General features: G+C 65.0%; 18 protein-coding genes and 2 pseudogenes. 8 read left to right on the top strand and 12 right to left on the bottom strand.

Annotation, left to right across the window (positions count from 1 at the left end; genetic code table 11):
- The first annotated feature begins 73 nt into the window (after positions 1 to 73).
- Positions 74 to 1,753, top strand: coding sequence for a gamma-glutamyltransferase (ggt, locus tag ACVIGB_RS30885; RefSeq protein ID WP_456725038.1), 1,680 nt, complete (start codon positions 74 to 76; stop codon positions 1,751 to 1,753).
- A 229-nt stretch (positions 1,754 to 1,982) separates the two neighbouring features.
- On the opposite strand, the gene ACVIGB_RS30880 is transcribed toward ggt, so the two are convergent.
- Positions 1,983 to 3,341 (bottom strand): serine protease, encoded by a 1,359-nt coding sequence (locus ACVIGB_RS30880; protein WP_456719822.1) that lies wholly within the window; start codon positions 3,339 to 3,341, stop codon positions 1,983 to 1,985.
- A gap of 111 nt (positions 3,342 to 3,452) precedes the next feature.
- On the opposite strand from ACVIGB_RS30880, the gene ACVIGB_RS30875 reads away from it, so the two are divergent.
- Positions 3,453 to 4,253, top strand: coding sequence for a HesA/MoeB/ThiF family protein (locus ACVIGB_RS30875; RefSeq protein WP_456719823.1), 801 nt, complete (start codon positions 3,453 to 3,455; stop codon positions 4,251 to 4,253).
- A gap of 3 nt (positions 4,254 to 4,256) precedes the next feature.
- Here the strand turns inward: ACVIGB_RS30875 and ACVIGB_RS30870 are convergent, their stop codons facing one another.
- Positions 4,257 to 5,264, bottom strand: coding sequence for an aldo/keto reductase (locus tag ACVIGB_RS30870; RefSeq protein ID WP_456719824.1), 1,008 nt, complete (start codon positions 5,262 to 5,264; stop codon positions 4,257 to 4,259).
- 121 nt (positions 5,265 to 5,385) lie between these two features.
- On the opposite strand from ACVIGB_RS30870, the gene ACVIGB_RS30865 reads away from it, so the two are divergent.
- On the top strand, positions 5,386 to 6,297 hold the full coding sequence (locus ACVIGB_RS30865) for a LysR family transcriptional regulator (RefSeq protein WP_456725039.1): 912 nt from the start codon (positions 5,386 to 5,388) through the stop codon (positions 6,295 to 6,297).
- A 350-nt stretch (positions 6,298 to 6,647) separates the two neighbouring features.
- Here the strand turns inward: ACVIGB_RS30865 and ACVIGB_RS30860 are convergent, their stop codons facing one another.
- Complete coding sequence (locus ACVIGB_RS30860) at positions 6,648 to 7,652, bottom strand: 2-hydroxyacid dehydrogenase (RefSeq protein ID WP_092120726.1); 1,005 nt, start codon at positions 7,650 to 7,652, stop codon at positions 6,648 to 6,650.
- 357 nt (positions 7,653 to 8,009) lie between these two features.
- On the opposite strand from ACVIGB_RS30860, the gene ACVIGB_RS30855 reads away from it, so the two are divergent.
- Positions 8,010 to 8,534 (top strand): SH3 domain-containing protein, encoded by a 525-nt coding sequence (locus ACVIGB_RS30855; RefSeq protein WP_420831860.1) that lies wholly within the window; start codon positions 8,010 to 8,012, stop codon positions 8,532 to 8,534.
- A 159-nt stretch (positions 8,535 to 8,693) separates the two neighbouring features.
- On the opposite strand, the gene irrA is transcribed toward ACVIGB_RS30855, so the two are convergent.
- The gene (gene irrA / locus ACVIGB_RS30850; RefSeq protein ID WP_163156898.1) at positions 8,694 to 9,185 is read right to left on the bottom strand and encodes an iron response transcriptional regulator IrrA; all 492 of its coding nucleotides are present in this window, start codon (positions 9,183 to 9,185) and stop codon (positions 8,694 to 8,696) included.
- 329 nt (positions 9,186 to 9,514) lie between these two features.
- Between irrA and fabA the strand changes: the two genes are divergently transcribed.
- The 4 genes and pseudogenes from fabA to fabV all read left to right on the top strand — a co-directional run bounded on the left by fabA (position 9,515) and on the right by fabV (position 12,555).
- Positions 9,515 to 10,036, top strand: coding sequence for a bifunctional 3-hydroxydecanoyl-ACP dehydratase/trans-2-decenoyl-ACP isomerase (gene fabA, locus ACVIGB_RS30845; protein WP_092120720.1), 522 nt, complete (start codon positions 9,515 to 9,517; stop codon positions 10,034 to 10,036).
- Between the two features lie 43 nt (positions 10,037 to 10,079).
- Complete coding sequence (gene fabB / locus ACVIGB_RS30840; RefSeq protein ID WP_207834302.1) at positions 10,080 to 11,303, top strand: beta-ketoacyl-ACP synthase I; 1,224 nt, start codon at positions 10,080 to 10,082, stop codon at positions 11,301 to 11,303.
- Between the two features lie 78 nt (positions 11,304 to 11,381).
- Positions 11,382 to 11,486: pseudogene (locus ACVIGB_RS30835) on the top strand (hypothetical protein); the annotation flags it as partial.
- Positions 11,487 to 11,544: 58 nt separating this feature from the next.
- A complete protein-coding gene (gene fabV, locus ACVIGB_RS30830; protein ID WP_456749249.1) occupies positions 11,545 to 12,555 on the top strand; it encodes an enoyl-ACP reductase FabV in 1,011 nt (336 codons plus the stop codon).
- Between the two features lie 220 nt (positions 12,556 to 12,775).
- Here fabV and ACVIGB_RS30825 read toward each other — a convergent pair whose 3' ends face one another.
- From ACVIGB_RS30825 to infB, 8 genes and pseudogenes are all read right to left on the bottom strand, one after another.
- A complete protein-coding gene (locus ACVIGB_RS30825) occupies positions 12,776 to 13,372 on the bottom strand; it encodes a glutathione S-transferase family protein (protein WP_456725040.1) in 597 nt (198 codons plus the stop codon).
- A gap of 36 nt (positions 13,373 to 13,408) precedes the next feature.
- Positions 13,409 to 13,855: pseudogene (locus tag ACVIGB_RS30820) on the bottom strand (GNAT family N-acetyltransferase); the annotation flags it as partial.
- Between the two features lie 126 nt (positions 13,856 to 13,981).
- A complete protein-coding gene (locus ACVIGB_RS30815) occupies positions 13,982 to 14,716 on the bottom strand; it encodes a superoxide dismutase (RefSeq protein WP_456719825.1) in 735 nt (244 codons plus the stop codon).
- Positions 14,717 to 14,924: 208 nt separating this feature from the next.
- Positions 14,925 to 17,081 carry a polyribonucleotide nucleotidyltransferase gene (gene pnp / locus ACVIGB_RS30810; RefSeq protein WP_092120702.1) on the bottom strand — a complete coding sequence of 719 codons (2,157 nt, stop codon included), beginning with the start codon at positions 17,079 to 17,081 and terminating at the stop codon, positions 14,925 to 14,927.
- Positions 17,082 to 17,397: 316 nt separating this feature from the next.
- Positions 17,398 to 17,667 (bottom strand): 30S ribosomal protein S15, encoded by a 270-nt coding sequence (gene rpsO / locus ACVIGB_RS30805; RefSeq protein ID WP_016844725.1) that lies wholly within the window; start codon positions 17,665 to 17,667, stop codon positions 17,398 to 17,400.
- Between the two features lie 2 nt (positions 17,668 to 17,669).
- A complete protein-coding gene (gene truB, locus ACVIGB_RS30800) occupies positions 17,670 to 18,779 on the bottom strand; it encodes a tRNA pseudouridine(55) synthase TruB (protein WP_456719826.1) in 1,110 nt (369 codons plus the stop codon).
- Positions 18,779 to 19,189 carry a 30S ribosome-binding factor RbfA gene (gene rbfA, locus ACVIGB_RS30795; protein ID WP_092120693.1) on the bottom strand — a complete coding sequence of 137 codons (411 nt, stop codon included), beginning with the start codon at positions 19,187 to 19,189 and terminating at the stop codon, positions 18,779 to 18,781. Before rbfA ends, truB begins: the two co-directional genes overlap by 1 nt.
- 173 nt (positions 19,190 to 19,362) lie before the next feature.
- Positions 19,363 to 22,065, bottom strand: coding sequence for a translation initiation factor IF-2 (infB, locus tag ACVIGB_RS30790; RefSeq protein WP_456719827.1), 2,703 nt, complete (start codon positions 22,063 to 22,065; stop codon positions 19,363 to 19,365).
- Between the last annotated feature and the right edge of the window lie 18 nt (positions 22,066 to 22,083).

The raw sequence follows: 22,083 nt of genomic DNA, 5'->3' as shown, positions 1-22,083 counted from the left end.
ACGGCTTGACCGCGCGTGCGCGGCTGGCGAACATGGGCGCCATCGCTCCTTCAAAAACGAGAACACAATGGCGATCAACGGCGACTGGCGCGATCGCGCCGCGACAAGCTTTCAGTGCGAGAAGCAACCGGCCACCAGCGGCCGCGGCATGGTGGTGAGCAATCATCCCCTGGCATCGAGCGCGGGCGCCGAGATGCTGGCTGCCGGCGGCAATGCGATCGATGCGGCGATTGCGACGCTGTTCACGCTGACCGTGGTCGAGCCGATGATGGTCGGCATCATCGGCGGCGGCATGGCGCATATTCGCCTCGCCGACGGCAGCCATCGCTTCATCGACGGCCAGAGCACGGTGCCGAAGGCGGTGCGGCCGGACACCTACACCTCGAAGCCCGGTTCGGCGCATGACGTGTTTGACACCGTCGGCAACGAGAATTTGAACGGGCCGAAGGCGGTCGCGGTACCGGGCTCGCTGAAGGCGTGGTGCGAAACGCTGCGCCGCTTCGGCACCATGAGCCTGGCCGACGTGATGCAGCCCGCGATCAAGCATGCCGCGCGCGGCTACGCGGCGACGCCATACTTGCACGAATGCATCACCGACGGCGCCGAGGAGATGCTGAAGGACAAGCCGATCTCGGCGATCTATCTGCCGGGCGGCACGCCGCTGAAGCCGGGCGAGCGCGTGGTGCAGGCCGAATATGCCGAGACGTTGAAATACATCGCCGACCATGGTGACAACGCGCTCTATCAGGGACCGCTCGGCGACATCCTGGTCGACTACATGAAGAACAACGGCGGCTTCATCGCGCAGGAGGATCTCGCGACCTACAAGACCGTCGAGCGGCAGCCGATCCGCTGCGACTACCGCGGCTGGGAAATCCTCGGGCCCCCGCCGCCGGCAGCGTCAGGCGTGCACATCACGCAGATGCTCAACATCCTCGAGGGCTATGACATTGCGCGCCTCGGCTTCGGCACGACTGATACGATCCATTATCTCGCCGAGGTGCTGAAGATCGCCTTTGCCGATCGCGCGGCCGCGAGCGGCGATCCCGCCTATATCAACGTTCCGGTGGAGCGGCTGACCTCGAAGGCCTATGCCGAAGAGCGCCGCCGCGCGATCGATCCCGACCGCGCGCAGGCCTGGAGCGCGGGTGTCACGCAGCTCGAAAGCGCCCACACCACGCACATGACCGCGGCGGATGCGATGGGCAATGTGGTGGCGACCACGCAGACGATCAACAATCTGTTCGGGGCCAAGATCCTGATCCCGGGCCTCGGCACCGTGCCGAACAACTACATGAACCTGTTCGATCCGCGGCCGGGGCACGCGCTGTCGCTGGCCGCAGGCAAGCGCGTCACCACCTCGATGTCGCCGATGATGGCGCTGCGCGACGGCAAACTGGTTTACGCGCTCGGCCTGCCCGGCGGAAAGCGCATCTTCCCGAGCGCGATGCAGGCGCTGATCAACCTGATCGACCACGGCATGGACCTGCAGGAGGCGGTCGAGGCGCCGCGGGTCTGGACCGAGGGCAATGCGCTGGAGGTCGAGCAGGCGGTCCCGGAGAGCATCCGCGCCGCGCTGTCAGCGAAGGGCCACAAGGTGCAAGTCGTGCCGACGGTCGCCGGCGGCATGAACGCGATCCAGTTCCACGCCGACGGCACGATGTCGGGCGCGGCCTGCTGGCGCGCCGACGGCACGCCGGTCGGGATTGCCGGCGGTCTGGCCCGCGCCGGGGTGCGGTTTGCGTTGAGGTGACGCCGACTACGCTGTTTGACAGCTTGAACCGAGCACTACCATCTTCAACGTCGTCCCGGCGAAGGCCGGGACCCATAACCACAGCCCGTCATTGTTATGCGCTGCTGAAACGACGAGTCCCGCCTACAACGCCTGCTGCGGCGTATCTGTCCCGGCCTTCGCCGGGACGACGAGATGGACAGAACCCGGTCTGCTCTGCGGGATCACCCCCAAGCGGTGCGAGGTGGCCTCATTTCCTGACGCAGATCACGCGGACCACGGCGGCTTTGGCGTCCGCCGATTCGCCCGTCGCGTTGACGCCGTGGGCCTTCAGGAAGTTGCGCACCGTGTCGGCCGGCACCAGCGCGGCCTGCGCCGGCGGTGCCGTGTTTGCCGGGCCCGCAACGATGACGGGCTTCAGCACCGCGATGCCGGCAAACTTGCCGCCGCCGTCGAGCGCTGCAGCGCCGGAGAACCCGATCGCAGGCGGCGGCGACAGCGCCTGATCGCCGCCGCCGAGTTGCGCCACCGAGGCCTTGACGCTGCTCGCGGCCGCGCCGCCGCCCTGGTTCTGCGGATCGGCGATGCCGGTGATGTCGAGCGCGGTCTGCGTCGCCTGGCCTGCGATGTTGAGCGGCTTCAGCCCGCGCGCGCCATAGACGCGCAGCAATGCGAGATCGTGATCCTTGTCCGCGGCGACCCGATCGGCATTGCCGTAGCCCGGGATCGTCAGCGCGATGCAATCGTCGGTCGCCACCCGGTCGGTAACAACAGCGCCATCGTCGCTGACCACGACGCCGGTGGCATATTCGACGGTCTTGCGCGGCGGCGGGCCGGCCTGCACGCCGGACGGAAATGCGTTGAAGGCGCTCGACATCGCTATCACCACCGGCTCGACCGTGGTCTGCATCGCCTGATCATAGAGAATGGTGAGGATGCGCACCTCGTCGCCCTTCAAGGTGCCGCGCAGATAGAATTTCTTCAGTCCCTGCATGCCCGACAGCACGAAGAAATCCGGCTTCACCACGGTGTAGTCGATGGTGCGGCCGGCCGGCTCCTTCTTTTCCTGCTCGGCAAGCTTTGCGGTGGTCGGGCTCGCTTCCTTGCGCCGGGTCAGCAGCACCTGGACGGTGCCGGTCGGCGAGGTCCATTTGGCGCCGGAGGCGTCGCTGGTGAGCTGCGGCACCAGCTTGGTGGGAATGCCGAGCCGCGCCCCGGTCGCGGGTTCGGTGACGACCCTCCAGCCGACGCTCTCCTGCTTCCGCCGCGCAGTGTCGGCGAGCACGCCGCGCTCCTGCGGGTTCAGCACGCCGGTCGGCTTGCCGCCGCGGTTCTTCTGGAATTCCTTGATCGCATTGACCATGCGCTCGCTGACGTCGCCTGATATCGCGCCATTATATTCGCCGACCCAGGCGAGATCCGATTGCAGCGCCAGCCGCTCGGCCTGCGCCATCGCGTTGGCGGTGTCCTCCGGCTTCTGCAGCGCGGGGCGGACCGGCACCGTCGTCACGGTCTTCGGCTTGGCCCCGGCCGTCGTCGGCGGCGTCAATTGGGCGTGCGCGGCGCCAACTGCCACGACCATCAATGTTGCCGAAAGCACCAATCTCATGACAAATCCGGGGGAAATGACTGATACCATTGACGTCCAAGCAATTAAGCACATCTGCTTGGTCGGCAACAACCGCGCTCCGGTTCAGGGAACAGCGCGCAGGACAACCGAATGCTGAGTGCCGACGAACTTGAACGCTATGCCCGCCACATCGTGCTGCGCGAGGTGGGCGGCCCCGGTCAGAATGCGCTGAAACAGGCGTCGGTGCTGGTGATCGGCGCCGGCGGCCTCGGCGCGCCCGTGCTGATGTATCTGGCGGCCGCGGGCGTCGGCCGGCTCGGCGTGATCGATGACGACATCGTCTCACTCTCCAACCTGCAGCGCCAGATCATCCATACGACGTCGGATATCGGCAAGCGCAAGGTCGACAGCGCGGCGGCGCAGATTGGTGCGCTCAACCCGCATGTGACGTTCGAGCCGCATCCAATGCGGCTCACCGCCGACAATGCGATGGCGCTGCTCGGAAATTACGATCTCGTGCTCGACGGCTCCGATAATTTCGAGACCCGCTATCTCGTCGCCGATGCCTGCTTCCTCGCAAAACGGCCGCTGATCACGGCGGCGCTGGGCCAGTTCGACGGTTCGCTGACCACGATCCGCGCGCACGAGAGGAATGCGGACGGCGTGTTCAACCCGACCTACCGCTGCCTGTTCCCGGAGGCGCCGCCGCCGGGGACGGTGCCGGCCTGCGCCGAGGCCGGCGTGATGGGCGCGCTCGCAGGCGTGCTGGGATCGATGATGGCGCTGGAGGCGATCCGCGAGATCGTCGGCTTCGGCGAGGGCCTGGTCGGCCGCCTCCTGATGGTGGATGCGCGCGCGATGCGGTTCGAAACCCTGCGCTACGCGCGCGATCCGCAGAACCCGCTCAACGGTGATGCACCAGGGATCACCGATCTGAGCGGGCATGGGTAGACTTCAGGACGCAGTCGCGGGCTTCTCGCTGTCCATGTGCCGGAGGTGCTCCTCCGGATAGCGTCCGCCGGCGGCCGCGCCGGGCGGAAATGCTGCGGCGAGCGCGGCAAGATGCGCCGCGGTCAGCTTCACATCGCGCGCGCCGAGCGCCTCGGTCAGGCGCTCGCGCCGCCGCGCGCCGACCAGCGGCACGATGTCCTTGCCTTGCGCCGCGACCCAGGCAATCGCGACCTGCGCCGGAGAGGCGCCGATCTCGCCGGCGATGCCGCGCAGCCGATCGGCGAGCGCGAGGTTGGTGTCGATGTTGCCGGCCTGGAAGCGCGGGCTCAGCAGGCGGAAATCCTTCGCGCCGCCGTGGCCTTTCGACCAGTGCCCGCTGATCAACCCGCGCGCCAAGACGCCATAGGCTGATATGCCGATGCCGAGCTCGCGGCAGGTCTTCAAAATGTCGGTCTCGATGCCGCGCGAGATGAGCGAATACTCGATCTGCAAATCGGCGATCGGATGTACCTTGTGGGCGCGGCGGATGGTGTCGGAACCCACTTCGGAGAGGCCGATATGCCTGATCCAGCCGGCCTTGATCATGTCGGCCATCGCGCCGATCGTATCCTCGATCGGCACATTGGGATCGAGCCGCGCCGGGCGGTAGATGTCGATGTGATCGACGCCGAGCCGCTGCAGCGAATAGGCGGCGAAATTCTTCACGGCAACGGGACGGCTGTCATAACCGAGAAAGCCGTAGTTGCGATCGCGCAGCGCGCCGAACTTGACGCTGATCACGAGATTGTCGCGGCTGCGGCTCTTCAAGGCCTCGCCGATCAGCATCTCGTTGTGGCCCATGCCGTAGAAGTCGCCGGTGTCGAGCAGCGTGATGCCGGCATCGAGCGCGGCATCAATCGTGGCGATGCTCTCGCTGCGGTCGGTGGGACCGTAGAAATCGGACATGCCCATGCAGCCGAGGCCGATCAGTGAAACCGTCGGGCCGGTGGAACCGAGTTTGCGTGTGTCCATGGTGGTGTTCCCAAAGCGTTGCAGCGGATGATCCGCCGCCAAATGACGCGGCTGATATGGGCCGGTTCGGTTTTTGGGATAAGCTGGACAATCCCGAATGGGTTGTTCACTATATCGAACAATGCAGGATTTCGACCTTCGCGACCTCGATGCCTTCGTGGCGGTGGCCCGCACCCGCAACTTCCGGCGTGCGGCTCTCGAACAGCGCGTCTCGGTTTCGAGCCTCAGCCAGCGTCTGCGTGACATGGAGGAGCGGCTCGGGGTCCGCCTGATGAACCGCACCACCCGCAGCGTCGCGTTGACCGAAGCCGGCGAACTGCTGCTCGCCCGCGTCGCGCCGGCAATGGTCAACGTCGCCGACGCGATCACCGAGGTGCGCGGCCTGCGCGCCGAGCCTTCGGGGCGGCTGCGCATCAACGCGCCGCCGCCCGCGGTCGATCTCGTGCTGGCGCCGATGGTCGCACCGTTCCTCGCCAAATATCCGCAGGTCGATCTCGATATCGTCGCCGAAAGTGCGTTCGTGGACATCGTCGCGCAAGGCTTTGACGCCGGCGTGCGCTATGGCGAGCACCTGGCGCAGGACATGGTGGCGGTCCCGCTCGGCGCGCCGCAGCGTTACGCGGTGGTGGCGTCGAGCGACTATGTCGCGAAGCACGGCCGGCCGATGCATCCGAAGGATCTGCTGAAGCACGCCTGCATCCGTACCCGCTTCGGCAGCGGCGCGATCTTCGATTGGGAGTTCGAGAAGAACGGTCGCGTCGTGAAGATTTCGCCGTCGGCCAAGCTGACCGCGACCTATCTCGGCCTCGCGCTGCGCGCGGTCCATGACGGTGTCGGTTACTGGGCGACGTTCGAGGGCTATGTCCGCTACGGCATCAAATCGGGTGCGCTCGTCAGCGTGCTCGACGACTGGTGTCCGCCGTTTGACGGGCCGTTCCTGTATTACCCAAGCCGGCGCCAGCCACCGCCGGCGCTCGCCGCGTTCGTGTCGTTCGTCGCCGACTGGCGCAAGCAGGCGCGGCGGAAGAAATAGGCCGGATTGTCACCACATCGTCGTCCCGGCCTGGTGCGCAATTGCGCACGGGAGCCGGGACCCATAACCACAGCTCTCACAACGATGCAGACTGGAGCTCCAGCCCAGTGCGACCATGAATATCGTGGTTATGGGTCCCTGCTTTCGCAGGGACGACACCGAATGTTGGTCGGCCGCACCGGCTACTTTGCATGGGGTTGTTTTCGATATTTTGGCGGCTAGCCCTGCGACGGCAGGGCTATCCACGTCCCGTAGCCCTGTAGCCCGGATGAAGCGAAGCGCAATCCGGGGGCGGTCTTGACGCGGATACGGGCCCCGGATTTCGCTGCGCTCCATCCGGGCTACGAACCCTACAGCATGCTCGGCAGCACGCGATCCGGCGGCTTGTGGGCGTCGAGGAAGGTTCTGATGTTGATGATCACCTTCTCGCCCATCTCGACGCGGCCTTCGATGGTGGCCGAGCCCATATGCGGCAGCAGCGTCACCTTGCCGGCCCTGGCGAGCCGCACCAGCTTCGGGTTCACCGCGGGCTCGTGCTCGTAGACGTCGAGACCCGCGCCGCCGACATCGCCGGCTTCGATCAGCTTGATCAACGTGTCCTCGTCGATCACCTCGCCGCGCGCGGTGTTGACGATATAGGCTTCCTTCCGGATCAGCTTGAGCCGCCGCGCCGACAGCAGATGATAGGTCGCCGGCGTGTGCGGGCAGTTCACCGAGATGATGTCCATCCGCGCCAGCATCTGGTCGAGGCTTTCCCAATAGGTCGCCCCTAACTCCTCGGCGATGACGGGCGCGACCGGCCGGCGGTTGTGATAGTGGATCTGCAGGCCGAAGGCGCGGGCGCGGCGCGCCACGGCCTGGCCGATGCGGCCCATGCCGATGATGCCGAGCCGCTTGCCGCCGATGCGGTGGCCCAGCATCCAGGTCGGCGACCAGCCGGGCCAGTGTTGCTTGCCTTCGGTCAGGATCGCGGCGCCTTCGATCATGCGGCGCGGCACGGCAAGGATCAGCGCCATCGTCATGTCGGCGGTGTCTTCGGTCAGCACCTTCGGCGTATTGGTCACCGTGATGCCGCGGGCATGCGCGGCGGTGACGTCGATATTGTCGACGCCATTGCCGAAATTGGCGATCAGCTTCAACTTGCAGTCGGGCTGATTGATCACGTCCTCGCGGATCATGTCGGTCACGGTCGGCACCAGCACGTCGGCGGTCCTCGCCGCCTCGGCGATCTGCTCCGGCGTCATCGGCGTGTCGTCGAGATTCAGTCTGGCATCGAACAGCTCGCGCATCCGGGTCTCGATCGAGTCCGGCAGCTTGCGGGTGACGACGACGAGAGGCTTTTTCTTCACCGACATGTCCTGCTTTCATGAGGCGCGCGGCCCGTCAAAAACCGAGCCGTTGAGGCCTCATTAACCCGGTTGTTCGACACTGCTGATAGCCGCGCCGTCCCGGCGTTTCCTTCGCGTTTCCTAGGGTTCCCCGATACTTGTCCCGGCTGTCGCCAAGGGGAGACAACGGGAAATTCGGGTGTTCTGGCTCTCAGGCGTTCCGTCCTCTCTAGCAGAAGGCCGGGCCAAGACAAGAACCCCTCGGATCGATGCGGGCAGGGAACGAACAGCGCCGGTGCAGGGGCCTTCGGGCACGGGTTTGAATTTGGGTTTGGGTTGCAGCTCGCCGAATGCGGGTTGGGCATCTCGGCAGGAGACGAGTTGATGGTCTGGCGTTTCGGTTCATTGGTGGCTCTGGTCGGGAGCATGCTGAGCGCGTCGGTCATCCCCGGACATTCCGCCAAGGATTTGAGCCCCACGACCAGCGGCCTGCCGATTCCGCGCTATGTCAGCCTGAAATCCGATCATGTGAACGTCCGGGCCGGCCCGACCAAGGACAATGACGTCGCCTGGGTCTACACGCGGTCGGGGCTGCCGGTCGAAATCACCGCCGAGTTCGAGAACTGGCGCCGGGTGCGCGATTCCGAAGGCGCCGAAGGCTGGGTCTATCATTCCCTGCTGTCCGGCCGCCGCACCGCGGTCGTCACGATGAAGAACAAGGACGATCTGGCCTCGCTGTACGATCGTCCCGACGCCACCAGCGCCATCGCGGCCCGCCTGCAGGCCGGCGTCGTCGCACAGGTCAAGAAATGCGCCAATAACTGGTGCCGGGTCACCGGCAACGGGTTCGACGGCTGGATCGAGCAGCAACGCCTGTGGGGCGTCTACGCCGACGAGAAGGTGGACTGACGCGCAGCGTCATTCCGGGGCGATGCGTTTAGCATCGAACCCGAAATCTCGAGATTCCGGGTCTGGTCCTTTAGACCATCCCGGAATGACCATGTCTGCAAAATGACAATGGCCGGGACGAGCCCGGCCATCACAACTCAAATCGACGCCAAGGCCGGATCAGCGCTTCTTGCGCAGCCGCACGACCATGTCGACACGGGAAATCTCGTAGCCATCAGGCACGTTGGGCATCTTCGACAGCACGAGGTTCGGGTCGGGAATGTCGACCAGCTCGTGGTTGTGCTCGAGATAGAAGTGGTGATGCGTCGACACGTTGGTGTCGAAATAGGTCTTGGTGCCGTCGACGCTGACCTGGCGCAGCAGGCCGGCATCGGTCAGCTGGTTGAGGGTGTTGTAGACGGTCGCCAGCGACACCGGAACCTTGGCCAGCGTGGCTTCCTCGTACAGCATTTCAGCGGTCAGGTGGCGGGCACCCTTGCCGAACAGCAGCCAACCCAGCGCCATGCGCTGACGGGTCGGCCGGAGGCCGGCAGACTGCAGCATCTCGTTGACGTCATGCCACGGACAACCGGTCAGGGCAGGGTGGTGCCCAGCGCCCCGGGCAGCCGGGTGCACGGCATCATCGTTCACAGCCGGTACTTCGTCGTTCATATCCACTCTATGCACCCAACTCAGGCAATATTCCTCATAAATATAAAAAGGATGCCCATCAGATGCAAGTTTTTCGCAACTAGAACGAATCCAAGCTGCGGTAGAAACCTAAGGAGAAACGGCAATTTATCATCGGAATGCCGCTTTGCCGCCCAGTTGGCCCTATGTTAGAGAGCGCGCGGACCACATATGCGCTTTCGGCAGAGATAACAGGCCGGTAGCGTACCCAGGTAGCGCCAAGATGCGGGACGGGATATTCCGGTTCCCGTGGGTAGATTAAGGTCCGACCAAGCAAAGCGCTTCATCGGGACATCAGAGGTGGAAAGAGGATGCTGGATCGGCGCGGCGGTTACGAATACGAGGATTTGCTGGCTTGCGGGCGGGGCGAGCTTTTCGGTCCCGGCAACGCCCAGTTGCCGCTGCCACCGATGCTGATGTTCGATCGCATCAGTGAGATCTCGCAAACCGGCGGCGAGTACGGCAAGGGGCTGGTGCGCGCCGAGCTCGAAGTGAAGCCGGATCTCTGGTTCTTCGGCTGCCATTTCAAGAACGATCCAGTGATGCCGGGCTGCCTCGGCCTCGATGCCATGTGGCAAATGGTCGGCTTTTACCTCGGCTGGATCGGTGGCGAAGGTCACGGCCGCGCGCTCGGCCTCGGCGAGCTGAAGTTCTCCGGACAGGTGCTGCCGCACGCGCGCAAGGTTGTGTACAACATCGATATCAAGCGCGTGATGCGGTCAAAGCTCGTGCTTGGAATTGCCGACGGGTGGCTTTCCATGGACGACGAGATTATCTATCGCGCCAAGGACTTGAAGGTCGGATTGTTCAAGCAGGGCACGGCGCCATCTTGAGCAGGATCATCATGCGGCAACATAAAGGCAGGGCGAGGCGAACATGAGGCGGGTTGTCATCACGGGGATGGGGATTGTCTCGTCCATCGGTAACAACACCCAGGAAGTGCTTGCGAGCCTCTACGAGGCAAAGTCGGGCATTTCGCGTGCGGAGAAGGCTGCTGAGCTCGGCTTCCGTTCGCAGGTGCACGGTGCGCCGACACTCAATCCCGCCGAGGTGATCGATCGCCGCGCAATGCGGTTCCTTGCCGAAGGTGCTGCGTGGAATCACGTCGCCATGGAGCAGGCGATCCGCGACTCCGGCCTCGAGGAAAATGAAGTCTCGAATATTCGCACCGGCATCATCATGGGATCCGGCGGACCATCGACGCGCACGCTGGTGGAGGCCGCCGACATCGCGCGCGCCAAGGGCCCGAAGCGCGTTGGCCCGTTCGCTGTGCCGAAGGGGATGTCGTCGACCGCGTCGGCAACGCTCGCGACCTGGTTCAAGATCAAGGGTGTGAACTACTCGATCTCTTCGGCTTGCGCGACGTCGAACCATTGCATCGGCAATGCCTATGAGACGATCCAGATCGGCAAGCAGGACATCATCTTCGCCGGCGGCTGCGAGGAACTCGACTGGACGCTGTCGGTGCTGTTCGACGCCATGGGCGCCATGTCGTCGAAGTACAACGACACGCCGGCAACTGCCTCGCGTCCCTACGACATCAGCCGCGACGGTTTCGTGATCGCCGGTGGCGCAGGTGTCGTGGTGCTCGAAGAGCTCGAGCATGCCAAGGCGCGCGGCGCGCGGATCTACGGTGAGGTCGTCGGCTACGGCGCGACCTCGGATGGGTACGACATGGTGGCGCCGTCGGGCGAGGGCGCCGAGCGCTGCATGCGCATGGCGATGTCGACGGTGGACACGCCGGTCGATTACATCAATCCGCACGCCACCTCGACGCCGGCCGGCGATCCGCCGGAGATCGAGGCGATCCGCAAGGTGTTCGGCACCGGCGACAAGTGCCCGCCGATCTCGGCGACCAAGGCGCTGACCGGCCACTCGCTCGGCGCCACCGGCGTGCAGGAGGCGATCTACTCGCTGCTGATGCTGAACAACGGCTTCATTTGCGAAAGCGCGCATATCACCGAGCTCGATCCGGTGTTCGCCGACATGCCGATCGTGCGCAAGCGCATCGACAACGCCAAGCTCAATACCGTGCTGTCGAACTCGTTCGGCTTCGGCGGCACCAACGCCACGCTGGTATTCAGGCGGCTTGATGCCTGATTTCGTCTCTCCTCGCTTGCTGAGGGAGGTCCGCCGGCAGCGAATGGGGATATTGCAACGATCCGGAATGGGGTGGGAATGATTATTGAACCGCGCGTGCGAGGCTTCATCTGCACGACGGCACATCCCGTCGGCTGCGCGACGAATGTCCGCGAACAGATCGCCTACGTTCTCAAGCAGGGCCCGGTCGCTGACTGTCCGAAACGCGTTGCCGTGCTCGGCTGCTCGACGGGCTACGGCCTTGGCGAGCCGCATCGTTGCGACCTTCGCCGGCGGCGCGGACACGATCGGCGTGTCGCTGGAGCGCGAGCCGTCGGAAAAGAGAAGCGCCAGCGCCGGCTGGTACAACAACCGCGCCTTCGAGATCGAGGCGGAGAAGATCGGACGCACGCCGCTCACGCTGGAGGGCGATGCCTTCTCCAACGAGCTGAAGGCAACCTTCATCGAGCGCGTGCGCGAAAAATTCGGACAGCTCGATTTGCTGGTCTACAGCATGGCGGCGCCGGTCCGCACCGATCCGGACACGGGCAAGACCTATCGCTCGGTCATCAAGCCGCTCGGTGCGCCGGTCGAGATCAAGACGCTCGACACCGAGACCGGCGAGGTGTTCCAGACCACCCTTGAGCCTGCGAACGAGGAGCAAACCGCGGCCACGGTCGCGGTGATGGGCGGCGATGACTGGAAGCGCTGGATCGACCAGCTCGCCGACGCCGGCGTGCTGGCGCCGGGCTTCCGCACGCTCAATTACACCTATATCGGCAGCGAACTGACCTGGCCGATCTACTGGAACGGCACGCTCGGCCGCGCCAAGGTCGATCTCGACAGCAAGGCGGAAGCGATCCGGGGCCGGCTCGGTGCCGACGCCGCCCGTGTCGTGGCGCTGAAGGCCGTGGTCACCCAGGCGAGCTCGGCCATTCCGGTGGTGCCGCTCTATGGCACGGTGCTGTTCAAGGTGATGAAGCAGCTCGGGCTCCATGAGGGCTGCATCGAGCAGATCGACCGCCTGTTCCGCACCCGCCTCGGCAAGGGCGTCGAGCTCGACGATGCGCAGCGCATCCGGGTCGACGATTGGGAGCTTTCGCCGGAAGTGCAGACGGAAGTGTCGCGGCGCTGGCCGCTGCTCACCACCGAGACACTCGGCGAATTGGCGGATCTCGGCGAATACAAGAGCCAGTTCCTCCGCCTGTTCGGCTTCGGCATCGACGGCGTCGACTACACGCAGGACGTCGATCCGCGCGTCGTCCCGGGCTAGGGCCTTCTGGGAAGCCACTGCTTCGGCGGCTATTCCCCTTCCCCCTGAAAAGGGGGAAGGTCGGGATGGGGGTCAGCCACAGGCGACGCTGCAAGTGGAGAGAGCAGATCCCCACCCGCTTTGCTCTGACGAGCAAAGCGACCTCCCCCTTTCAAGGGGAGGTTGGAGCAGCGCAACTCGATCATTCGATGATCTCGTTCATCCGGGCTACGTCGGTGCGTTACCCCGCCGCAATCTTCTCCGCGCGCTGGAACGCGGGCCGCGCCGCGCAGCGGTCGATATAGGCCTCGAATGACGGCCGCGGCGGCACCATCTTGAACACGCGCACCGCAAAGTTCAGTCCCGCGCCGATCGCGATGTCGGCGGCGGAGAACTGATCGCCGAGAATCCATGGCCCCTTCTGCAACTCGGCATCGAGCACGTCGAACACCTGTGCCGCGCTGCCCCATGCCGCGGTGCTGGTCGGCACCTCGAGCTTGGTGAAGAGCTGGATCAGCGCCGGCTCGATGCAACTCGGCGAGAAGAACAGCCATTGCAGATAGCGTGCGCGCTTCGGATCGTTCGTGGCCGGCGCGAGCTTGGTCTCCGGATAGCGGTCGGCGATATAGGCGCAGATCGCGGCGGCCTCGGCGAGCCGGGCATCGCCGTCGGTCAACGCCGGCACCTTGCCCATCGGGTTGATCTTGAGGAAGTCCGGCGACTTCTGTGCGCCGGTGCTGATATCGGTCAGCACCCGTTCGTAAGCCAGGCCGGATTCTTCCAGCAGCCAGATGGCGGAGAACGAGCGCGAGCGCGGCGACCAGTACAGCTTGATCATGGTGCGGTCCCTTTCTTCGGCATGGACGAATTTCGCTCTCTTCCACCGGTAGTGCTTCATCATGAAGCCGGTGACCGGATTGGGCGCTTCCTTCTCGAACACAAAGCCTTCGCGCTCGTACCAGCGCCAGGCCTTCTCGTTCTCGCGGACGCATTTCAACCAGATCTCGTCGGGCATCTGTTGGCGCGTGAAGGCGAGCAGATGGCGTCCGAGGCTCTGGCCCTGATGGGTGGGCACGACCATCAGCTGGTCGAGCAAAAAGGTCGGCAGGTGCAGCGCCAGCATGGCGGCGATGGTGCCGTGATCGTCGGCGACAAACAGGCTCCAGCCGCCCGCGATCTCGCGCGGCAGACGGGTGCGCAGATCGTTCAACAGACCTTCGCTTGCCTGCGAGAGCCCGGTCGAGACCCAGCTGTCCATCCAGGCGCGCGCGATCGCATCAAGTTCGTCAGCACGGGCAGGGCGGATGATCGGCAGCGTCATCGTCGATCCCCTTGGCGTTCGGCACCGGCGGCGCGAAGCTGCGGACGTATAAAGGTGGAAGCCCCGCGAAGCGATCACGGGGTTTTCAAGCCTAACGCAGTTCGTTGCGACCGGCGAGCCCGCGGCTCACACGCCGAGCGTGCCGGCCTTGGCTGCGGCATAACGCTCGGCCACGGCCTTCCAGTTCACCGTATTCCACCACGCCTTGAGGTAATCGGGCCGGCGGTTCTGGTAGGTCAGGTAATAGGCGTGCTCCCAGACGTCGTTGCCGAGCAGCGCGCGTTTGCCGTCCATGATCGGATTGTCCTGGTTCGGCCGCGTCTCGATCGCGAGCTTGCCGTCCTTGGTCACGGTGACGAACACCCAGCCAGAGCCGAACACGCGCCCGCCGGCGGCGTTGAAATCGGCCTGGAGTTTTTCCAAGCCGCCGAGGTCGCGGTCGATCGCGGCGAGCACGTCGCCGTCGGGCTTGCCGCCGTTCGGTCCCATGATCTGCCAGAACATCGTGTGGTTGGCGTGGCCACCCATGTTGTTGCGCACGCCGGTGCGGATCGCGTCCGGCACGCTACCGAGATTGGCGAGCACCTCGGTGACCGGCTTCTCCGCGATTTGCGGATTGTCCTTGGCGAATGTGTTGAGGTTGGTGACATAGGCCTGGTGATGCCGGTCGTGATGGATTTCCATCGTCTTGGCATCGATATGCGGCTCTAGCGCATTGGCGGGATAGGCCAGCGGTTCGATCTTGAACGGTCCGGCCGGGGCCTGTGTCGTGGCCTGCGCAAACGCGAAACGTGGCGCTGCCGCGGCAGCGGCGGTCGTAGTTGCCGCAAGCACGAGATGGCGGCGGGATATAAGTGACATCGATTCCTCCTGACCTGTAGCTCCAGTGTCGCCGTCGACAGAGCATAGCGAGATACGCGCGAGCCACCCTATGCCGTTTCGAAGACGGTCATTGTGACGCTGCGTCGGAATCTCGCACTGTCTGACAGGGCGCTGGCCCGTTCGAACATCGCATCAAACAAAAAGGGCGGCCTTTCGGCCGCCCTTCGTCGTTTCATTTCAAACAGGCTTACTCGCCGGCAGCTTCACGCGGGGCCGGGGCGTCGGTCTTCTGCTTGGCCTCGAGGTCCTCGCCGGTCTCCTGGTCGACCGCCTTCATCGACAGGCGGGTCTTGCCGCGATCGTCGAAGCCGAGCAGCTTGACCTTGACCTTGTCGCCTTCCTTGACGACGTCGGAGGTCTTCTGCACGCGGCTGGCCGCGAGCTGGCTGATGTGGACGAGGCCGTCCTTGGCGCCGAAGAAGTTCACGAACGCGCCGAACTCCATCACCTTGACGACGGTGCCCTCGTAGATCTGGCCGATCTCCGGATCGGAGGCGATCGACTTGATCCACTTGATCGCCGCCTTCATCGCCTCGCCATCGTTGGAGGCGACCTTCACGGTGCCGTCGTCCTCGATGTTGACCTTGGCGCCGGTCTTCTCGACGATCTCGCGGATCACCTTGCCGCCGGTGCCGATCACTTCGCGGATCTTGTCGGTGGCGATCTTGAAGGTCTCGATGCGCGGCGCGTATTCGCCGAGCTCGGCACGCGCGGCGGTCAGGGCCTTGGACATCTCACCCAGGATGTGGATGCGTCCTTCCTTGGCCTGGCCGAGCGCCACCTTCATGATTTCCTCGGTGATGCCCTCGATCTTGATGTCCATCTGGAGCGAGGTGATGCCCTGGTCGGTGCCGGCGACCTTGAAGTCCATGTCGCCGAGATGGTCCTCGTCACCGAGGATGTCCGACAGCACCGCGAAGCGCTGACCTTCGAGGATCAGGCCCATGGCGATACCGGCGGTCGGCCGCTTCAGCGGCACGCCGGCGTCCATCAGCGACAGCGAGGCGCCGCAGACCGAGGCCATCGAGGACGAGCCGTTCGATTCGGTGATCTCGGAGACCACGCGGATCGTGTACGGGAACTCGTGATGCGGCGGCAGCACCGGGTGGATCGCGCGCCAGGCGAGCTTGCCGTGGCCGATCTCGCGGCGCTTGGTGCCGCCGAGGCGGCCGGTTTCACCGACCGAGTAGGGCGGGAAGTTGTAGTGCAGCAGGAACGTTTCCTTGTACGTCCCCGACAGCGCGTCGATGTACTGCTCGTCCTCGCCGGTGCCGAGCGTGGTCACCACCACCGCCTGGGTTTCACCGCGGGTGAACAGCGCCGAGCCGTGGGCGCGCGGCAGCACGCCGGCTTCGGCGATGATGTTGCGCACGGTCTTGGCGTCACGGCCGTCGATACGCTTGCCGGTGTCGAGGATGTTCCAGCGAACGATCTTGGCTTCCAGTTCCTTGAACACGCCGGCGACGCGGAGCTTGTCGTATTTCGGCTCCTGGCCTTCCGGGAAGAAGTGCGCCAGCACCTTCTCCTTGACGGCACCGACCGCGGCATAGCGTTCCTGCTTGACCGGGATCGCGTAGGCCTTGCGCAGCTCCTGCTCGGCAATGCCGAGCATCTCCTTCTCGATCTCCGAATTGTCGATCGTGGTGACTTCGCGCGGCTCCTTGGCGGCCTTCTCGGCGAGCTCGATGATCGCGTTGATGACCGGCTGGAAGTGGCGGTGGCCGAACATGACCGCGCCGAGCATCACGTCTTCGTTGAGCTCCTTGGCTTCCGATTCAACCATCAGCACCGCGTCGGCGGTGCCGGCGACGACGAGGTCGAGCTGGGTTTCGGTCATCTCGTCGAGCGTCGGGTTGAGCACGTATTCATCATTGGCGAAGCCGACGCGCGCGGCGCCGATCGGGCCCTTGAACGGCGCGCCCGACAGCGTCAGGGCGGCGGAGGCGGCGACCAGCGACACGATGTCCGGATCGTTCTCCATGTCGTGCGACAGGACGGTGACGATCACCTGGGTCTCGTTGCGCCAGCCGTCGACGAACAGCGGACGGATCGGGCGGTCGATCAGGCGGGAGACCAGCGTCTCCTTCTCGGTCGGACGGCCTTCGCGCTTGAAATAGCCGCCGGGAATGCGGCCCGCGGCGTAGGTCTTCTCCTGGTAGTCGACGGTGAGCGGCAGGAAGTCGACGCCTTCGCGCGGCGTCTTCGCCGCGACGACGGTGGCAAGCACCACGGTCTCGCCGTAGGTGGCCAGCACGGCACCGTCGGCCTGGCGGGCGATCTTGCCGGTTTCAAGTTTGAGGGGACGTCCACCCCAGTCGATCTCGACGGAATGCGAATTGAACATTTCGGTTTTCTTTCATGGTTTCACGAAAGCACGGCGCCCCGAAACACAAAGACCATGCCAAGACGGCGAGACACTGATGCGCTGCTGCGGTCAGCATCCGGCGATCCTGCCATGGTCCCTGGATTTCGGATGGCGTCCATCCTTTCGGTCATCTGGGCATCTTGCCCGGTCCAGCGGCCGGATTGCTGCTGGACGCTAGTGTGCATGGCGCGATGGCCATGCTGTTGCGCATGATCATCTTTCGACAATTCGAAAGCCCGAGTTCACGGACGACCATACGAAAACGCGCGCGAACCTCGCGCGCGTGCTTCTCAAATCAACGACGGATGTTGTGCTTCTCGAGCAGCGCCTTGTAGCGCGCCTCGTCCTTGCGCTTGATGTAGTCAAGCAGGGAGCGACGCGTCGACACCAGCTTCAGGAGGCCGCGGCGTGAATGGTTGTCCTTCACATGGCTCTTGAAGTGCTCGGTGAGGTTATTGATGCGTTCCGACAGGATCGCGACCTGAACCTCGGGCGAGCCGGTGTCGCCGGCTTTGTTGGCATTCGTCTTGATGACTTCCGCTTTGCGTTCGGCGGTAATCGACATCGTCAGTTACTTTCGTTGTTGCGAGCCGGACTGGCAGTCAGTCCGTTCAGGTTGAACACGCGCTTGGGGATGAGTTCGCCATTGCCAATTTCGGCAAGCGCGAGAAGTCGGCCTGCCACCGTGACATAGACTGTGCCGCTGGTATTGGGCGCATCCCGTCCGCGCAACAAAACGGCCTGGCCCCTGTGGAGCCTTGCCGCATCAGCCCGTGTGACGGCCAGTGCCGGGATGTCGTCCAGCGCGGTCTCAACGGGCAAAAGCGCGTCGGCGAGGCTGCCCTCGCCAGACGCGGCTCTATTGCATAAAGCCTCCAACTGTTCCAGCGGAATCATGTCCCGCTCGGTAAACGGACCGACCAGGGTCCGCCGCAGGGCGCAGATATGGCCGAAACAGCCCAGAATCCGGCCCATATCGCGAGCCAGGGCCCGGACATAGGTTCCCTTGCCGCACTCGGCCTCGAACACGGATTGTCCGTTATCCCCATGTTCTACAAGGGTTAATTCGTGAATCTCGACCGGGCGGGGCTTCAGTTCCACAGTCTCGCCGTCGCGTGCGAGATCATAGGCCCGCTCACCCTGCACCTTGATGGCCGAATATTGCGGCGGGATCTGCTCGATCACCCCGGTGAAGCGCGGCAGCAATTGGCGGATCGAATCGGCGGTCGGCCGGCTCTCGCTGGTCCGGACCGGCCGTCCCTCGGTGTCGTCGGTGTCGCGCTCCTCGCCCCAGCTGACCGTGAAGCGGTAGCGCTTGCGGCCGTCCATCACGAACGGCACCGTCTTGGTGGCCTCGCCCAGCGCGATCGGCAGACCGCCGGAGGCGAGCGGATCGAGCGTGCCGGCATGGCCGGCGCGCTTGGCCTGGAACAGGCGCTTGAGCACGGCGACGGCCTGCGTCGAGGTCATCCCGATCGGCTTGTCGAGCACCACCCAGCCATGGACGTCGCGCTTGTCGCGGCGCGGCTGCTGGTTCTGCTTGCCCTGCTTCTGGCGCGGGTCGTTGTTGGTGCGGCGCGCATCGTCGGTGCGCGGCCCGGCAAAAGCATCCCGCTCAGCGTCGCGCGCGTCGGCATCCTTCGCGTCGATCACGCTGTTGGTCGTCATCACAGTCATCACTCGTCGTCCGAATCGGGTGCAAGGTCTCGCTGCACCGCAGGTGTCCGCAGTAGTTTCTCGATGCGCTCGGCCTCGTCGAATCGCTCATCGACGCGGAAGCGAATGTCCGGTGCAAATTTCAGGTTGACGCGATGCGCGATCTCGCCGCGAAGGAACTTCTTGTTGCGCTCGAGCGCGGCGATCACCGCGTCGGTGTCGCGTCCGCCGAGCGGCATCACGTAGACCGTGGCGAGCTTCAGGTCCGGCGACATGCGCACCTCGGGAACGGTGATGATGTGGCCTTCCAGATCGGGATCGTGGACCTCACCCTGCGACAGAATTTCGGCAACCGCATGGCGAACCGTTTCGCCGACACGCAGCTGACGTTGCGATCCGCCGGGGCTGGAACTCTTCTTTTGACGGGGCATGACCTTCTTCCAAAACCGTCGCGCCCGCCGGCCTTGGCCGCGGGCATCAATGTCTAGCTTTGCTTTCAATCCGACGATGCGCCGGTGGCCGGACTAAAGTCCGGCCACGTCGTCGCATTTTCAGCTAAATGGACCCAACGCTTAGTAAGATCCGCGCTTAGTAAGATTTGGACTTACAGAGAGCGCTGGATCGTCTCGATGCGGTAACATTCGATCACGTCGCCGACACGCATGTCGCCGTAGTTCTCGAATGCCATGCCACACTCCTGGCCGGCGACCACTTCCTTCACTTCATCCTTGAAGCGCTTCAGCGTCGACAGCTTGCCTTCGTGCACCACGACGTTGTCGCGGATCAGGCGAACATTTGCGCCGCGTTCCACGGTGCCGTCGGTGACGCGGCAACCCGCGACCTTGCCGACCTTGGAAATGTTGAACACTTCCAGGATCTGCGCGTTGCCCAGCATGGTTTCGCGCAGCGTGGGCGCGAGCAGGCCGGACATCGCCTTTTTGATGTCATCCACGAGGTCGTAGATGATGTTGTAGTAGCGGATCTCGATGCCGTTGCGCTTGGCTGCGGCCGCCGCTTCCTTGTTGGCGCGGACCGAGAAGCCGATGATCGCGGCGTTGAAGCCTTCCGCCAGCGTGACGTCGGACTCCGAGATGCCGCCGACGCCGGCATGCAGGATGCGGGCGGCGACTTCGTCGGTGCCGAGCTTCTCGAGCGAGCCCAGGATCGCTTCCAGCGAGCCCTGCACGTCGGCCTTGACGATCAGCGGGAACTCCTTGCGGCCCGCGGTCTTGAGCTGCGACATCATCTGCTCGAGCGAGCCGCGCATGCCGGAGATCGAGGCAGCCGCGTTCTCGCGCTTCTGGTGCGCGCGGTAGCTCGTGACCTGGCGGGCGCGGGCTTCGTTCTCGACGACAGCGAGACGGTCGCCGGCTTCCGGCGGACCGTTGAAGCCGAGCACCTCGACCGGCACGGACGGGCCGGCCTCGTCGAGATTCTCGCCCTGGTCGGAGATCAAGGCGCGGACGCGGCCCATCTCGGCGCCGGCCACGATGATGTCGCCGATCCGCAGCGTGCCGCGCTGCACCAGCACGGTCGCGACCGGACCGCGGCCGCGATCGAGCTTGGCTTCGATCACGGTGCCTTCCGCCGGACGCTGCGAATTGGTCTTCAGGTCGAGGATTTCGGCCTGCAGCGCGATCATCTCGAGCAGCCGGTCGAGATTGGTCTTGTTCTTGGCCGAGACCTCGACGTCGACGACGTCGCCGCCGAGCGATTCGACCTGCACCTCGTACTGCAGCAATTCGGTGCGCACGCGCTCCGGCCGCGCATCGGGCTTGTCGATCTTGTTGATCGCCACGATCATCGGCACCTTGGCCGCCTTGGCGTGGTTGATCGCCTCGATCGTCTGCGGCATCACGCCGTCATCGGCCGCGACCACCAGCACGACGATGTCGGTGACCTTGGCGCCGCGGGCGCGCATCGCGGTGAACGCAGCGTGGCCGGGCGTATCGATGAAGGTGATCTTCTTGCCGCTTTCCGGCGAAGTCACCTGATAGGCACCGATGTGCTGGGTGATACCGCCGGCTTCGCCCGACACCACGTTGGCGTGGCGCAGCGCGTCGAGCAGCGAGGTCTTGCCGTGGTCGACGTGGCCCATGACCGTGACCACGGGCGAACGCGGCTCGGTGTCGGTGGAATCGTCGACAACGTCGAACAGGCCTTCCTCAACGTCGGACGCGGCGACGCGCTTGACGCTGTGGCCGAGTTCTTCGGCGATCAGTTGCGCGGTGTCGGCGTCGATCACGTCGGTGATCTTGTGCATCGCGCCCTGCTTCATCAGCATGCGGATGACATCGACCGCGCGCTCCGACATGCGGTTCGCGAGTTCCTGGATCGTGATCGCTTCCGGAATAACCACTTCGCGGATCAGCTTTTCCTTCGGCTCGTTCGCGGCGTGACCCTTCAGGCGCTGGGTACGGCGGCGGAACGAGGCGATCGAGCGCTCGCGCACGTCGTCGGCATTGAGCGCCGTGACGACGGTGAGGCGTCCGCGCTGCTTCTGCGGGCCGGGCTTCTGGGTGGTCTTCGGAGCCGCGACGGGACGCACGGCGCCGCCGGGACGGCGCACCAGGCGCGGACCTTCGTCTTCGTCCGCCGCCTCTGCGGCAACCCCCGGGGGCCTCGGCGCGACGACCGGTGTGCGCGCAGGCGTCGTGGTCGTGGTGCGGGCTGCCGGCGCCCGGGCTGCCGGAGCAGATGCGGGTGCGGCTGTGGCAGGCCTGGCCGGCGCAGCGGCAGGCGCTGCGCCGGGCTTGGTTTCGCCCTCGCCGAAGCGGCGCTTGGCCTCGACTTCGGCCTTGCGCTTGGCCTCTTCCTCGTGGCGGTGGCGTTCCTCTTCCGCCTTGCGGCGGGCCTCGGCGGCCTCGCGCTCGACCTTCTCGGCAGCCTCGCGGACGGCGCGGCGCTTGGCTTCCTCTTCGGCCTGACGACGCTCCTCGATGTCGCGCTGACGCGCGTCGGCAAGCGCGCTGGCACGCGCGGAACGCTCGTCTTCGGTCAGAGTCGGCAGCACCACGCCGGAGCGGGTGTTGCGCTGTTGCTGGCTCGACGACGGGCCTCCGGGGCGGCCCTGCGGCGGCCTGGGGGCGGGCGCCGCCGGCTTTGCAACCACGGGTTCCGGCGCATGCGCCTCGCCGGGGCCATCGCCACCGACGCGACGCTTGCCGCGTTTCTCGACCACGACCTGCTTGGTCCGGCCGTGGCTGAAGCTCTGGCGCACGGTGCCCGTCTCGACGCGCGGCTTCAGCGACAACGTCTTGCTCGGGACACTCAGAGTCTTGTCGCCAGGGGTCTTGGTATCAACCATTCAGCAGTCCTAATCTCG

The sequence above is a fragment of the Bradyrhizobium sp. USDA 4341 genome, assembly GCF_054063755.1.
This window is presented reverse-complemented; position numbering and strand designations above follow the sequence as displayed.